Annotated in this window: 14 protein-coding genes, 1 tRNA gene and 1 pseudogene; 14 read left to right on the forward strand and 2 right to left on the reverse strand. The window is 36.2% G+C overall.

What is annotated here, in order from left to right:
- Positions 1-141: 141 nt before the first annotated feature.
- From A9G42_RS13935 to lysS, 14 genes are all read left to right on the forward strand, one after another.
- The gene (locus A9G42_RS13935; protein ID WP_176700828.1) at positions 142-279 is read left to right on the forward strand and encodes a hypothetical protein; all 138 of its coding nucleotides are present in this window, start codon (positions 142-144) and stop codon (positions 277-279) included.
- Between the two features lie 77 nt (positions 280-356).
- A complete protein-coding gene (recC, locus tag A9G42_RS08360) occupies positions 357-3,566 on the forward strand; it encodes an exodeoxyribonuclease V subunit gamma (RefSeq protein ID WP_065653174.1) in 3,210 nt (1,069 codons plus the stop codon).
- Positions 3,567-3,575: 9 nt separating this feature from the next.
- Entirely contained in the window at positions 3,576-4,355 is a 780-nt protein-coding gene (locus A9G42_RS08365; protein ID WP_065653175.1) for a TatD family hydrolase, read from the forward strand.
- 64 nt (positions 4,356-4,419) lie between these two features.
- On the forward strand, positions 4,420-5,385 hold the full coding sequence (gene panS, locus A9G42_RS08370) for a ketopantoate/pantoate/pantothenate transporter PanS (protein ID WP_065653176.1): 966 nt from the start codon (positions 4,420-4,422) through the stop codon (positions 5,383-5,385).
- Between the two features lie 128 nt (positions 5,386-5,513).
- Positions 5,514-6,917 (forward strand): DHA2 family efflux MFS transporter permease subunit, encoded by a 1,404-nt coding sequence (locus A9G42_RS08375; protein ID WP_065653177.1) that lies wholly within the window; start codon positions 5,514-5,516, stop codon positions 6,915-6,917.
- Between the two features lie 4 nt (positions 6,918-6,921).
- Entirely contained in the window at positions 6,922-7,554 is a 633-nt protein-coding gene (locus A9G42_RS08380) for an MBL fold metallo-hydrolase (protein ID WP_065587992.1), read from the forward strand.
- A gap of 163 nt (positions 7,555-7,717) precedes the next feature.
- Positions 7,718-8,305, forward strand: a complete 588-nt coding sequence (locus tag A9G42_RS08385; RefSeq protein ID WP_065653178.1) for a biotin transporter BioY — start codon at positions 7,718-7,720, stop codon at positions 8,303-8,305.
- Positions 8,289-8,870 (forward strand): YiiX/YebB-like N1pC/P60 family cysteine hydrolase, encoded by a 582-nt coding sequence (locus A9G42_RS08390; RefSeq protein ID WP_065653179.1) that lies wholly within the window; start codon positions 8,289-8,291, stop codon positions 8,868-8,870. Before A9G42_RS08385 ends, A9G42_RS08390 begins: the two co-directional genes overlap by 17 nt.
- An 80-nt stretch (positions 8,871-8,950) precedes the next feature.
- Positions 8,951-9,026, forward strand: a tRNA-Asn gene (locus A9G42_RS08395).
- A gap of 213 nt (positions 9,027-9,239) precedes the next feature.
- A complete protein-coding gene (locus A9G42_RS08400) occupies positions 9,240-9,968 on the forward strand; it encodes a type 1 glutamine amidotransferase (RefSeq protein ID WP_065653180.1) in 729 nt (242 codons plus the stop codon).
- Positions 9,969-10,002: 34 nt separating this feature from the next.
- Positions 10,003-10,830 (forward strand): VanW family protein, encoded by an 828-nt coding sequence (locus A9G42_RS08405; protein WP_065653181.1) that lies wholly within the window; start codon positions 10,003-10,005, stop codon positions 10,828-10,830.
- Positions 10,831-10,964: 134 nt separating this feature from the next.
- Positions 10,965-11,591 carry a Fe-Mn family superoxide dismutase gene (locus A9G42_RS08410; RefSeq protein WP_065653182.1) on the forward strand — a complete coding sequence of 209 codons (627 nt, stop codon included), beginning with the start codon at positions 10,965-10,967 and terminating at the stop codon, positions 11,589-11,591.
- A 184-nt stretch (positions 11,592-11,775) separates the two neighbouring features.
- A protein-coding gene (gene prfB, locus A9G42_RS08415; RefSeq protein ID WP_141674654.1) for a peptide chain release factor 2 occupies positions 11,776-12,874 on the forward strand; the annotation gives its coding sequence in 2 pieces (ribosomal slippage) (positions 11,776-11,850 and positions 11,852-12,874; 1,098 coding nt in all).
- A gap of 31 nt (positions 12,875-12,905) precedes the next feature.
- Positions 12,906-14,420 (forward strand): lysine--tRNA ligase, encoded by a 1,515-nt coding sequence (gene lysS / locus A9G42_RS08420; protein WP_065653184.1) that lies wholly within the window; start codon positions 12,906-12,908, stop codon positions 14,418-14,420.
- 366 nt (positions 14,421-14,786) lie between these two features.
- Here the strand turns inward: lysS and A9G42_RS14825 are convergent.
- Both A9G42_RS14825 and A9G42_RS13375 read right to left on the reverse strand, forming a co-directional pair.
- A pseudogene (locus tag A9G42_RS14825) lies at positions 14,787-14,981 on the reverse strand (integrase core domain-containing protein); the annotation flags it as partial.
- Between the two features lie 12 nt (positions 14,982-14,993).
- A partial coding sequence (locus A9G42_RS13375; RefSeq protein ID WP_143426133.1) for a DDE-type integrase/transposase/recombinase occupies positions 14,994-15,330 on the reverse strand: 337 nt, incomplete at its 5' end.

A 15,330-nucleotide genomic window follows, 5' to 3' on the forward strand; every position in this document is an offset into this window, starting at 1 on the left:
TTTTTATATGATCATAATAGTAGTAAGTGATATAAAAACTTGTACATATTAACCAAAATTTATATTTCCTTAGCTGAATTTGACATTTCGTGTATCAAATCGCTGAATGCCCATTATGTTCGTCACAATGGATGGCAAACCATGTACGATTCAATTTGGTTAGTGCGGAGGCTTAATTTAGCATCAAATAGCGCATACAAATCCTATCAATGGCAAACATTCACTAACCTATCTGGCCAGCTAGCCAAAATTAAGCAAAAATATAAAGTAGAAGAATAGTTTTTAGATGGCTAGATTTATTATTAACGATCAGCGATAATCCTAAACAACCTTATCAAATTTGCTGCTACACTAATATGTTTATCATTTATCATTCTAACCAAGTTGATCTACTTAAGACACTATTAAGTGAATTGATGCTCAGACAACCATTAGAAGACGTATTCATACCTGATGTCGTTATGGTGCAAAGTCAAGGTATGGCACAATGGTTGCAAATTGCGTTAGCTGATGAATTGGGTATTGTGGCTAATGTTGACTTTCTTTTTCCTACACAGTTTATTTGGCAGCTATACCAAAAATTGTTACCCAATTCGCCAACTGAAAATAGTTATAATATTGAATCAATGACGTGGCGTTTATATTACTTATTACCCCAAGTTATTAAGCAGCCTGAATTTAGTGCACTTAGCCATTATCTTAATGATGATAAACACGATAGAAAACGTTATCAATTAGCAACTCGTATCGCTTGGTTATTTGACCAATATTTAGTTTATCGTCCTGATTGGCTGGCAAAATGGGAAGCCAATCAAACTGTTGCCGAATTAAATTATCATTCTGATGAAACGTGGCAAGCCGAGCTTTGGCGTAAGCTAATAGCTATCAGCCAACCTTATCATCGGGCTAATATTTATCAGCAAATGCTTGAGATTTTGTTAGATAAACATTTTGATCGTGCTTGTTTAGATCCGTTACCTGATCGTATTTTTATTTTTGGTATTACTTCGCTTCCCCCTATTTATCTCTCATTACTTTCAGCACTTGGGCAACATATTGATGTCCATTTAATGTTTAATAATCCATGTAAATGGTATTGGGGAGATATTGTTGAAAAACAATTATCAGATATCGAAAACACACCAGATAAAATCCCTAATCCATTGTTAACTTCGTGGGGGAAATTAGGTCGAGATAATCTATTTTTACTACAAGAATTTAGCCATAAGCAAGATATTGAAGCGTTTGTCGATCTGGATTGTTCTTGTTTGTTACAGACCATACAACAAGATATTTTGGATCTTTATCAAAGCGAATTTTGTAATAAACATATGTCACCTATGGATAAGTCCATTTCATTTCATGCCTGCCATAATGAACAGCGAGAAGTTGAAGTGTTACATGATTATCTGTTATCGGTTTTTGATGAAGATCCTACATTGGAGTTACGTGATTGCATTGTTATGGTGTCGGATATTGATAAATATGTTCCTTATATTCGCGCTGTTTTTGCAAATGCTTCTGGAAAGCGATTTTTACCTTTTACTATTTCTGATCAAAAAGCCCGAAATATTGATCCGATTGTGCAAGGTTTTTTCACTATCTTAAATTTTCCTCAAAGCCGATTTACGGCCGAAGAGCTATTTAACTTATTAGAAATCCCTGCTATTGCCGAAAAATTTGCCATTAGTGAATCGCAATTAGCCTTGCTACGAACTTGGATTGTGGAATCGGGTATTCGTTTTGGGCTTGATAGTGGGCATAGTTGGTTATTTGGGCTTGAACGGTTATTACTTGGCTATACCATGAGTAGTGAACAAGGTGGCTGGCAACAGATATTACCTTATGATGGCGCAACGGGCTTAGATGCTGAATTAATTGGTCAATTAGCCGAGTTTATTAGCGTTGTTAATGAGTGGGTTGCTATTTTAAGTGAAGAAAAATCTCTAATTGATTGGCAACCTTGTTGCCTTAAATTGATTAATGATTTTTTTGTCAGCAATTCGCAACGTGAATCCATTTTGTTGATGCTTGAAGAAGAATGGCAAAAATTGATTAGTAGTGGTTTAACGGCTAATTATGCAGATAATATTTCTATCGCTATTTTGCATGATGCTATGCAATCACGTTTAGAGCAAAATTATTTGGCTCATCGTTTTTTAGTTGGGAAGGTAAATTTTTGCACCATGATGCCAATGCGCTCCATTCCCTTTAAAGTTGTTTGTTTATTGGGAATGAATGACGGGGATTATCCAAGAATGTCGCTTCCACTTGACTTTGATTTAATCGCACAGCATCCAAGACGAGGCGATCGCAGTCGTCGCACCGATGATCGTTACCTTTTTTTAGAGGCAATTTTATCTGCGCAAAAACAGCTGTATATCAGTTATATCGGTCGTGATATGAAAGATAATAGTGAGCGTTACCCTTCTATACTTGTTGATGAGCTTTGGGAATATATTGTTCAATACTATAATAATCAATCTGTAAATAGTTTAGATAAACATAGTCATCTTGATGCGTTAAAAATCATCCATACACGAACACCATTTAATCCTAAAAATTTTTTACAAGATCCTAAAAGTTATGCCGACGAGTGGTTACCTGCTGCATTACAACAAGGTAAAAGCCAATCATTTATCAGCGAAATTCCAACAATTACTGTCGATGACATTAATCTTGATGAATTAAAGCGATTTTATCATCATTCTATTCGACTATTTTTACAGAAGCGTTTTAATTTTTATGCTAATTATCTAGACGATACTTTACCCGATGCCGAAAATTTTAATTTGGATAATTTAAAACGTTATCAATTAAACTTGCAGATTTTAAATCAACAAATTACAACAAATAGCCAAGATCCGGATAGTTTTTATCAACAATTAGCCTTAACTGGCGAGTTACCAGATGGTGCATTTGGTGAAATTATTTATGATGAACAATTTGAAGCACTACAATCATTGGCGAATAAAATCAACCAAGAACGCTTGATCATGACAACCCAAGAAGTCAATTTAACCATTTCTACCAATAAAAAAGATTACTCATTGCAAGGTTGGTTAATTCATATTCAAGATGACGGTATATTGACATGGCGCCCATCAAAACTTTCAATTCGAGATGGGATTTCGTTGTGGATTGATCATTTAGTTTATTGCATCTTAAACCCTGGTAAAGTTGAAAGCCAAAGCCGTATCTATGGTCTAGATGGTAAACAATGGCGTTTTTTACATTTACCAAATGATGAAGCTATGGCAATTCTAACCACGTTAGTAGATGGCTATTTGCATGGTATCAATCAACCTTTATTGTTACCTGTGCAATGTGCATGGGGCTGGTTAATGGCAGCCTATAATAAGAAAACAGGTGAAATTGTCGCCAGCGAAAGCGCAATAAATAAGTTATTAAATACTTGGCAAGGTGGCTTTAATCAATCTGCTGAATGTGACAGTTATTATGCTCGCTTGTATCCTGAATTAACGGACGAGTTAATTGAACAGATTATATTTGCAGCTCAGCAATTTTTATTACCCATTTTATTACATCAAGTAACGGTAGAATAAGGCGACATTATGTTTATTGATACACATTGCCATTTTGATTTTCCACCTTTTGCTAGTGCGCTTGGTGACTCAATGTATAAGGTGCGTCAAGCGGGTATTGTTGGGTTAATTATACCTGCGGTTAGTGCTAATTATTTTGATACTGTTTTACAACTTACGGATCTTTACCCTGAACTTTATGCTGCTTTGGGATTACATCCTATCTATCAACATACAATGGCTGATTTAGAGCTGTTAACCCATATTGTTGAAACCAAACCTAAAAAATTAGTTGCCATTGGTGAAATAGGACTCGATCGCTATGATTTAACAGTAGATTGGCAACAGCAATTATCGTTTTTTAGATCACAATTAGCACTTGCCAAACGGTTTGATTTACCTGTTTTGATTCACTCACGCAAATCACACGATATTATGTACCACGAATTGCAGCAAGCCAACTTACCTTGCCATGGCGTGATACATGGATTTTCTGGTAGCTATCAGCAAGCCATGCAATTTATTAAGCTTGGCTACTATATTGGTGTCGGTGGTGTAATTAGTTATGAGCGAGCGAATAAAACGCGAAATACTATTGCCCAATTACCACTTGAAAGCTTAGTACTTGAAACCGATGCACCTGACATGCCATTAAGCGGTCGTCAAGGGCAAGTTAATCGTCCTGAATATATCACTGAGGTTTTTAAAATCTTGACACAATTACGCACTGAATCATCAGATCACATACTTAACACAATTTTAACAAATACCTTGACGCTATTTAGTAGAATCAATAGAATAAAAAGTTAACAAGCGACTAAAATAAATTTACTATTATTATGAAGTTATTTTAGTAAACCGACAGTAGGCTTATATGGCTAGACAATTGAATAAACTATTTGTTCGATCTATTTCTTCCCTTACCCGATTATTTCCTTTGTGGGCAGTTTTGTGTGCTGTTATGGCCTATTTTTCTCCTGACACTTTTACACCTATACGCCCCCATACATCACAATTACTTATGTTTGTGATGTTCACCATGGGAGTTACATTAAGTATTGATGATTTTAAACGTGTAGTCACCAAACCTAAAGCGGTGGTAATTTGTACTTTACTACATTATATTGTTATGCCGTTAACTGCTCTAATTTTAGCAAAACTGTTTACAATGAGACCAGAACTATTGGTTGGCATGGTGTTAGTTGGAAGCGTAGCTAGTGGAACGGCATCAAATGTGATGATTTATCTTGCCAAAGGTGATGTTGCATTGTCTGTTACAATTTCATCTGTTTCGACACTTGTGGGGGTAGTTATAACACCGCTGATAACACTGCTATTAGTTGGCACAACAGTTGAAGTCCCTGTTTGGGGAATGCTTGTACATATTGTACAGATTGTTTTAATACCAATTATATTGGGTTTAATTATCCACCATTTGTTAAATCCTATCGTTAAAAAATGTGAACAATTTTTACCACTTTTATCGATGATCTGTGTTTTATTAATTCTTTGTATTGTAGTAGCAGGTAGCCATACTCAAATTGGCCAAGTGGGTGGCACTGTTATTTTTGCAGTTGTGATTCATAATGCGTTAGGATTGCTTGGCGGTTACTGGGGAGGGCGTTTATTTGGTTTTGATGAATCAACTTGCCGAACCATGTCACTTGAAGTAGGAATGCAAAATTCTGCTCTCGCAGCTACTTTAGGCACCACCTACTTTTCGGCTTTATCGGCTCTGCCTGCTGCAGTATTTTCGGTTTGGCATAATATTTCGGGCTCATTACTGGCTGGCTATTGGCAAGGTAAACCAGTAAAGAATAAGAAAAAATCCAATCATTAACAAATAATATTGTAAAATAGCGTTCATCTGCTCTCTTTCTTAATCAACTCTAAGTAAGAGAGCTTAATTTTCAGAGTTTATATCCAACCGCTCCACTAGCATTTAAATTAATTTTAGGCCAAATTAAAATGAATAGCGAATTACAGTTACCACCGTTTGTCTATCGTATATTACCGTGGATTGCAGCGTTTGCATTCTTTATGCAATCACTTGATACGTCAATATTAAATACAGCCCTACCCACTATGGCTAAAGATCTTAATGAGTCCCCCTTAAATATGCAATCAGCAGTAATAAGTTATGCATTGACTTTAGCATTGTTTATTCCTGTCAGCGGTTTTTTGTCGGATAAATTTGGCACAAGAAATATTTTTGTCATGGCTGTTTCGCTATTTACACTTGGTTCTTTGCTTTGCGCTTTATCCAATTCATTACTTTTTTTAGATATATCACGCATTATTCAGGGTATTGGTGGTTCAATGATGGTCCCCATATCACGTTTGGTGTTAATTAAATCTTTTAAACGTAGTGACTTTCTAGCGGCTTTAAATACAGCCACCATTCCAGGCCTAATTGGGCCTGTTTTAGGTCCTGTATTGGGTGGCTATCTGGTTGATATGGTAAGTTGGCATTGGGTGTTTTTTATTAATTTGCCTATTGGTATTTTAGGTGTAATCATTAGTTGGAAATATATGCCCAATTTAAAAGGTGAACAGATGCCTTTTGATCTGTTTGGTTTTATATTTATTGTTATTGCCTTTATTAGTGCCACTTTAAGTGTAGAGATTTTAAACCAAAATCAGAAATATGATCTTCCATTGCTACTTGCTGCCATTAGCCTGCTCTTTTTGGTTATTTATCGTCGATATGCAAGAAAAAAACAGGCTCCATTATTTCCACTATCGCTTTTTAAGATTCGCACATTCAAAATAGGCATTATTGGAAATTTAATCTGTCGATTAGGAATATCTGGTGTGCCATTTCTTATTCCCTTGTTATTACAAGTGGGGTTCGGCTACTCGGCTATTTTTGCAGGTATTATGCTTGTACCAATGGCGATTGCGTCAATTTGCACCCGTATTTTTATTCCACATATTTTAGCTCGCCTAGGCTATCGTTTAGTACTTGTCGCTAATACGATTTTAGCGGGTGTAATGATTGTGCTAATGTCTCAGTTAAATTTATCAACATCACTTATACTAATCAGCTTGTTATTATTTTGTATCGGCGGTATTAACTCTATGCAATATACGGCTATGAATAGTATAACTTTAGCTGATTTACAAGGTGAAACAATAAGTAGTGGCAATAGCTTAATGGCAGTTAACCAACAATTAGCAATTAGTTTTGGTACAGGATTTGGGGCGGTTTTACTCAGATTGATAAGCAATACGACTAATACTATTTACGCATTCCAACTGACATTTGTTATACTTGGTGTCGTTACCATATTATCAAGTTTTATTTTTGCGCAATTAAAAAGAGAAGATGGACAAAATTTAACTGCTCATCATCAAGAAACAAGGAGATAAGCATATGTTCCAATACCAAATTATCCCAGTTACCGCTTTCCAAGAAAATTGTAGCATTATTTGGTGTGATAAAACTATGGAAGGGGCTGTTATTGATCCTGGTGGTGAGCCAGAGCTACTTAAAAAAGCGATTGAAAAACTAGGTGTTAATATTAAACAAATTTTATTAACCCATGGGCATTTAGATCATGTTGGTGCAGCAGCTGAATTAGCTAAGTATTACAACGTTAAAATTATTGGGCCAAGCCAAGAAGATGAATTTTTATTAACCTCTTTGCCACAACAATGCGTACAGTTTGGTTTTCCACATACTAACAGTTTTTTACCTGATCGTTGGTTAAAAGAAGGGGATCAGATCCAAATAGGTAAAATTACCCTTGATGTGCTTTTTTGCCCAGGGCATACTCCAGGACATATTGTTTTTATTAATCATTTGGATAAATTGGCTTTTGTCGGCGATGTATTATTTAAAGGCAGTATAGGGCGAACTGATTTTCCTCGTGGCAACCATGCTGATTTGATTTCGTCAATTACCCATAAATTATTACCTCTTGGCGATGACTTTATTTTTGTGCCAGGGCATGGGCCGATGTCGAGTTTTGGTCATGAACGAATTAGCAATCCTTATCTAATCTAACTTAAGAAATACATTGCCTTTGTTATTACATTTTTATTTTAGCGCGTAATAATAAAAGCCCTCTCATTACTCTCAATGTAAACTATTTTTTATACAAATAGTTTACATTGAGACGCATTACGTTATTATAGTTCTACTATTTATGAATAAAAGGTAGAAAATAATGAAACAACAACTGACTTCGTATTATCCAACGTTTATTACCACATTGGTTAGCTTATCTTCTTGGCAACGAAAACTATTGGCTACCACAAGTGCGGCATTACTCTTAGGGCTAGCGGCTAATATTAGTATTCCAACTTATCCAGTTCCATTTACATTACAATCATTAGCTGTGTTGTTAATTGGCGCTTTTTTAGGTCGTAAATTAGGTGCATTAGCAATAATTCAATACCTTTTTCTAGGTGCGATCGGATTACCGCTATTTGCCAATGGTAGTGGTGGAATTATGGCGCTGGCTTCACCATCTTCTGGTTACTTATACGGCTATGTATTTAGCGCTTATTTAGCGGGGTTTGCAGCAGAAAAGGGATATGATCGTCGCTTTATTTTCGGTTTAATTGCATTTGCTTGTGCGCATCAATTATTATTTGCATTTGGTGTTGTTTATTTGATGGGCTATTTGCACATTAGTTTTATTGATGCTTTAAAAGTGGGTTACTTTCCATTTGTCGGTATTGATGCACTCAAATTTATTATTGCAACTTGTGTAATGTTTTCTCTATGGCGTTATCGTGCTAAAAATCAATAATATTCAAAGTGGCGATATCATCTTCCAAAGCCTTAACGAAGATAATGATTTTAGTGACGCGATAAACTGTTCTGGCGCAGTGCCTAACATGGATAAAATAACAAAAAATATCAATCATGTCGGTTTATATATCGGAAATAATATCGTTATTGAAGCAACGCAACAATATGGTGTGATTGAACAACCACTGGCTGATTTTGTTTGTGCAGCTAAGCGCAATATTATTGGCAGAATCGATGATTTAGTTGTTATTAAAAATGCAATTAAGCGAGTTAAAACTTGTTTAGGTTCACCTTACAATCATAGCTTTTATCCCGATTCGGACGGATTTTATTGTAGTGAGCTGATCACTTATACTTTCAAAACTAAGCATGGTAGTGACTATTTCGCATTATATCCAATGAATTTTAAGGATTTAACGACAAATCAAATTTTACCTTATTGGATTGATTATTATCGTAAGCTAAAGCAGAGGATCCCACAACAAGAGCTTGGCTCACATCCACAGCAATTACTTAGACAAGACCACTTATTCAAGACAATTCTAACACTTGAATTATCCTAAAAGGAGGTAATTAACACAAAAAAGCATTTTACTATTGACATAGTGCCATTAAATCTATAATATGCGCGCTACATTTCGGTTCCTCCATAGTTCAGTCGGTAGAACGGCGGACTGTTAATCCGTATGTCACAGGTTCAAGTCCTGTTGGAGGAGCCAACTTTCATGTTTTAAAATCTCACCTTTAATAGATAATATTTTAATACCAAGTCATCTTATCCACCTTTTATCACGTTAATATCAGCAATCTATATTGTATTTACAAATAAATTATTCATAATAATTTAGCAATAGATCTATCAGAGCTAGATATATAAAGCTCCATTCGATCATAAAGTTGATGATATATTTATCGGTAAGGAGGAATGAGCAATGCATGTACATTTTATTATTCATGAAGCTTTTGAAGCGCCTGGTGCCTATGAGCAGTGGGCCATGATGCATCATCACACAATAACCTATTCTCGTGTTTATCTAGGTGAATCGCTTCCTCACCATATTGATAAGATTGATATTCTTATTATCATGGGCGGGCCTCAATCACCGTCAACAACTCAACAAGAGTGTGCATATTTTGACTCTATAGCAGAACAAGGTGTGATCTTGTCTGCGATAAAAGCGGGTAAAATGGTCATTGGTGTGTGTTTAGGGGCGCAATTAATTGGCGAAGCATTAGGAGCAAACTATGCCAAAAGCCCAGAAAAAGAGATTGGGAAGTTTCCTATTACACTAACTGAAATCGGTAAAGCCAATCCTTTATTTGCTGATTTTGGAAGTGCATTAGAAGTTGGCCATTGGCACAATGATATGCCAGGTTTAACCAAAGATGCCCAAATTATTGCTTATAGTGAAGGCTGCCCTCGCCAAATCATTGCTTATAATAAATTCGTTTATGGGTTTCAATGCCATATGGAGTTCACGCCTGAAGTTGTTGAATTGCTGATTGCCCATTCGCAAAAAGAGCTTAATCAAGCTGCCAATTACCGCTTTGTTGATACGCCTGAAATGCTTCGCTCGCATGATTACACGGCAATGAATCAAAAACTTTTCGCTTTTCTCGGCAAGTTGAGCCAGCACTATCAATCATCTTTAGAAAAATAACTGATTATATATTGTAGATAAGGGAATGGAAAATATGAAAGATATCATTGTCGATAAACCGATAAAACGCAGTAAATTAAGGCTGAAATTAGGCAAAGAGTATTTTATCTTAAAACGAAAATTAGATTGGTGGCGACATCGTAACATTTATAGTACTGTCGACATAAATAATAATACCTGTTGTTATTCACACAAAAAACATCAGTCTGTTTTATTAAGACCACTAAAAGATGTTGATATGTATTTACAATATAACAAGATCACGAATCTTAGATTAGCCATTGAAAAACTTAATGGTTCAATCATTAAGCCCAATCAACGTTTTTCGATCTGGCAAAAAGTAGGGCGTCCATCCAAAAAACGAGGATTTTTAGAAGGGCTATCATTACATAATGGACAGATAGGCAAAGATATTGGTGGTGGATTATGCCAATTAGGTAATTTGATTTATTGGATTGTATTACATTCTGATTTAACAATTCTGGAGCGTTGGCGGCACAGCTTTGATGTTTTCCCTGATATTAATCGTACAATTCCATTTGCTTGCGGGGCAACCTTGTCTTATAACTATGTCGATTTACAGTTGATCAATAAAACTAATACAACTTATCGACTTAACCTGTGGCTTGATGATCAATACTTACATGGTGAATTGCTTGCAGATTCGCCTTTGTCTTATGATTATGAAGTATTTGAAACTGATCACCGTATTGAGCAACAATGGTGGGGAGGCTACACTAGACATAATAAAATCTGGCAACGTAAAACCCATTTAATTGATAACCATACGGAAGAGAAACTCATCAGTGAAAATCACGCTATTATGATGTACACTCCATTTATCGCAAATAATGAAGCGTAATTGAAAATACAATAATTATCTTAACAATAGATAGTCATCAGCTATCTAAGTGATAGTTTGAGGGCTATACTAATAGTCCTTATACTCATTATAAATAGTAGTTAATACCTAATTATATGAAAGGAGCAAATTTCATGGCTTATACTTTACCTCCCTTACCTTATGCTTATGATGCATTAGAACCTTATATTGATTCAGAAACGATGCATCTTCATCATGATAAGCATCATCAAACTTATGTAAACAATGCAAATACTATCCTTGAAACATTGCCGGCTGAATTGAAAGATTTATGTCCAAGTGATTTATTAAAAAATTTAGATAAAGTCCCTGCCGACAAAGTTACTGGTGTTAAAAATAACGTAGGTGGACATGTTAACCATACTCTTTTCTGGGAATTATTAAAAGTCGGTACCGAGCTTAAAGGTGAACTTAAAACTGCCATCGAAAACGATTTTGGTTCAGTTGATGCTTTTAAAGAAAAATTTGCCGCAGTGGCAGCCACTCGATTTGGTTCAGGTTGGGCATGGTTAGTATTACAAAATGGCAAGCTTGAAATTGTGTCAACCGCTAACCAAGATTCACCAATGATGGGTGAAAAATTTGCCAGCGTTTCTGGCACACCTATTTTAACTCTTGATGTGTGGGAACACGCTTATTATTTAAAATACCAAAATCGTCGTGTTGATTATATTGGTGCGTTTTGGAATGTAGTTAACTGGGATAAAGTTGCTGAACTCTACGCAGAAGCTAAAAAATAAATAGTTATTACAATAAAGCTTCTATCCAACCTGTTAAAGATGGCATTTTATGTGTCATCTTTTTATCATCAATAGATTATTCATCAATACAGCCTCTAAAATTGGCAATTGCTAATTTATGACTAAATCCGCTACAATGGGTGCTTGTTTAAAAAATCATAAACTGAGCAGATCAATTTAAATCATGTTTGAAATTAACCCTGTTAAGTCAAAGATCGCTGAACTTACCGAACGCACGGCTGTGATTCGGGGGTATCTTTGACTATGATGTAAAAAAAGAACGACTAGAAGAAGTCAATGCTGAATTAGAACAGCCCGAAGTGTGGGCAGATCCAGAAAAAGCACAAGCTTTAGGTAAAGAACGCGTCGCACTTGATGAAATCATCGGTACTCTCAATTCATTAACTCACGGCCTTGACGATGTTGAAGGTCTACTTGAGCTTGCTATTGAAGCTGAAGATCAAGATACTTTCGATGAAGCAATCAGCGAGCTTGATCAACTAGAAAAAAAACTGGTAAGCCTTGAGTTTCGACGTATGTTTTCTGGCAATTACGATAGTGCCGATTGTTATTTAGATATCCAATCAGGATCAGGTGGTACAGAAGCACAAGATTGGGCAGAGATGTTACTTAGAATGTATTTGCGTTGGGCTGAATCAAAAAGTTTTACAACAGAAGTAATGGAAGTGTCAGATGGTGATGTTGCGGGCATCAAATCAGCAACAATTAAAGTGTCTGGCGATTATGCTTACGGTTGGTTACGTACTGAAACAGGGGTGCATCGATTAGTTCGTAAAAGTCCATTTGACTCAGGCAATCGGCGCCACACTTCGTTTGCTTCAGTATTTGTTTATCCTGAAGTAGATGATGATATTGATATTGACATTAATCCAGCAGATCTCCGTATTGATGTTTACCGGGCATCAGGTGCTGGTGGGCAACACGTGAATAAAACTGAGTCTGCAGTACGTATTACACATGTTCCAACCGGGATTGTGACGCAGTGCCAAAATAACCGCTCACAACACAGCAATAAAGATCAAGCAATGAAACAGTTAAAAGCAAAACTGTATGAGCTTGAAATGCAGAAGAAAAATGCCGAAAAACAACAGATGGAAGAAAATAAATCTGACATTGGCTGGGGCAGCCAAATTCGTTCTTACGTACTTGATGATTCACGAATCAAAGATTTACGTACCGGTGTCGAAACACGCAATACCCAAGCCGTTTTAGACGGTGATTTAGATCAATTTATTGAAGAAAGCTTAAAAGCAGGTTTATAACCCTGCTTGGTGATAAATAAAAGGTAAAATTATGTCAACACAGCAAGAGCAACAAAACCATATTGAAGAGTTAAATAACGAGCTTACAATACGTCGTGAAAAATTATCTGCAATTCGCGAACAAGGCATTGCTTTCCCGAATGATTTTCGTCGTGACGCAATTTCAAGCGATCTTCATAAACAGTATGGCGATAAAACGAATGAAGAATTGATTGAAAATAAAATTATTGTAACTGTTGCTGGGCGTATGATGATGCGCCGTATTATGGGTAAAGCTTCGTTCGTTTCTTTACAAGATGTTGCTGGGCAAATCCAACTTTATGTTACTCGTGATGATCTTCCTGAAGGTTTTTATAACGAACAATTTAAAAAATGGGATTTGGGGGATATTGTCGGTGCTAAAGGTTACCTATTTAAAACTAAAACAGGTGAGCTTTCTATTCATTGTGAAGAAATCCGCTTGCTAACCAAAGCACTACGCCCATTACCTGATAAGTTTCATGGACTGGCTGATCAAGAAATGCGATATCGCCAGCGTTACTTGGATCTTATCACTAATCAAGAATCAAGAGAGACGTTTAAAGCGCGCTCAAAGGTGGTCAGTGAAATCCGTAATTTTATGATTGAAAATAGCTTTATGGAAGTTGAAACGCCAATGATGCAAGTTATCCCTGGTGGCGCATCAGCTAAGCCTTTTATTACGCATCATAATGCGCTTGATTTAGATATGTACTTACGAATTGCACCAGAGCTTTATTTAAAACGTTTAGTTGTTGGGGGCTTTGAACGTGTATTTGAAATTAACCGTAACTTCCGTAATGAAGGGGTGTCGCCAAGACATAATCCAGAATTCACCATGATGGAAATGTATATGGCTTACGCTGACTACAAAGATCTGATTGTATTGACAGAAGCATTATTCCGTCGTTTAGCTATTGCCGTAACTGGCGATGCTGTTGTGCAATATGGCGATCATACTTTTGATTTTGGTAAGCCATTTATCAAGATGACAATGCGTGAAGCCATTTGCCACTATCGCCCAGAAACCAATAATGCCGATTTAGATGATTTTGATAAAGCCTGTGCCATTGCGCAATCAGTTGGCATCAAAATTGAAAAAGGCTGGGGACTTGGTCGTGTTGTCACTGAAATTTTTGAAGAAGTGGCTGAAGCAAATTTAATTCAACCAACCTTTATTACTGAGTATCCAGCAGAAGTTTCACCTCTGGCTCGTCGTAATGATGAAAACCCATTTGTTACTGATCGATTTGAATTTTTTATTGGTGGACGTGAAATTGGCAATGGATTCTCAGAACTCAATGATGCCGAAGATCAAGCACAACGTTTTGCAGATCAAGTATCCCAAAAAGACGCTGGCGATGATGAGGCAATGTTCTATGATGAAGATTACATTACTGCCCTTGAGCATGGTTTACCGCCTACAGCAGGATTAGGAATTGGTATTGACCGAACAGTAATGCTATTTACAAATAGCCATACAATTCGTGATGTTATTTTATTCCCAACCATGCGACCAGTGAAATAAGGCGTTTATTGCTAAAAACGCACTTATTTTCTGATAAGTGTGTTTTTATACCCAATCCCCTCCCGACTATCCTTAAAGCTTTTTATAAATAACAGCAATAATAAAAAAAACAATAAGTCACAAACAACAACTTCGTTATGTCACAAAGAAATGTGTAAAATCGATTGAACATAAAGCAGCTCACGTAATGTTATATGTGAATTTTATAGCAATTTTGAAATTTTGACGTACTTGTTCGCTTATCAGGTTATTTTTGTAAAAAACTTTGAGGAATCTATACCGTTTCGTTATTAAAAATAATTTATGTTAATCCCTATATCTATCATGTAAATATCCCCAACTTAGTAAAACAACTCACGTAGAAAATTAAGCTGCCTGTTTTAGTGTTTTGTATTCAATTGGTGTCATGTTATTTAATGCCTCATGCGGTCTTTCGGTGTTATAAATGGTTAGCCATTCTTCGGTTACCTTTCTTGCTTGTTCTAGATTATTAAATAGATATAAATCGAGTACCTCAGTGCGATAGGTACGATTAAATCGTTCAATATAGCCATTTTGATACGGGCTACCGGGCTAGATATAATCAATGGTTATACCATGTAATTTAGCCCAGTTGGTAAAGGTTTTTCCTGTAAATTCTGGCCCATTATCGACCCATATTTTTAATGGATACCCATGATATTCGGCCAGTTTATCTAAGTAACGGGTAATCCTTCCTGCCGGTAAGCTTACTGCAATATCAATCCCTAATGCCTCACGATTAAAGTCATCGATGACATTGAATGTTCTAAAGCGACGTTGATTACGACTACTGTCACTCATAAAATCCATTGACCAACATTCACCTTGTTTATTGGGGACTAATAACCTTTCCGGGCATCGTGGAGGAATGCGTTTTTTACGCTTTACC

This window comes from Gilliamella sp. Nev6-6 (assembly GCF_001690605.1).
Taxonomy (GTDB): Bacteria; Pseudomonadota; Gammaproteobacteria; order Enterobacterales; family Orbaceae; genus Gilliamella; species Gilliamella apicola_C.

Excerpts from the sequence above, each read along its gene's own strand:
- A9G42_RS08375 (WP_065653177.1), top strand. The coding sequence starts at position 5,514 with ATGAATAGCGAATTACAGTTACCACCGTTTGTCTATCGTATATTACCG.
- A9G42_RS08400 (WP_065653180.1), top strand. The coding sequence starts at position 9,240 with ATGCATGTACATTTTATTATTCATGAAGCTTTTGAAGCGCCTGGTGCC.
- A9G42_RS08385 (WP_065653178.1), top strand. The coding sequence starts at position 7,718 with ATGAAACAACAACTGACTTCGTATTATCCAACGTTTATTACCACATTG.
- A9G42_RS08410 (WP_065653182.1), top strand. The coding sequence starts at position 10,965 with ATGGCTTATACTTTACCTCCCTTACCTTATGCTTATGATGCATTAGAA.
- A9G42_RS08365 (WP_065653175.1), top strand. The coding sequence starts at position 3,576 with ATGTTTATTGATACACATTGCCATTTTGATTTTCCACCTTTTGCTAGT.
- panS (WP_065653176.1), top strand. The coding sequence starts at position 4,420 with ATGGCTAGACAATTGAATAAACTATTTGTTCGATCTATTTCTTCCCTT.
- recC (WP_065653174.1), top strand. The coding sequence starts at position 357 with ATGTTTATCATTTATCATTCTAACCAAGTTGATCTACTTAAGACACTA.
- A9G42_RS08380 (WP_065587992.1), top strand. The coding sequence starts at position 6,922 with ATGTTCCAATACCAAATTATCCCAGTTACCGCTTTCCAAGAAAATTGT.
- lysS (WP_065653184.1), top strand. The coding sequence starts at position 12,906 with ATGTCAACACAGCAAGAGCAACAAAACCATATTGAAGAGTTAAATAAC.
- A9G42_RS13935 (WP_176700828.1), top strand. The coding sequence starts at position 142 with ATGTACGATTCAATTTGGTTAGTGCGGAGGCTTAATTTAGCATCAAAT.
- A9G42_RS08405 (WP_065653181.1), top strand. The coding sequence starts at position 10,003 with ATGAAAGATATCATTGTCGATAAACCGATAAAACGCAGTAAATTAAGG.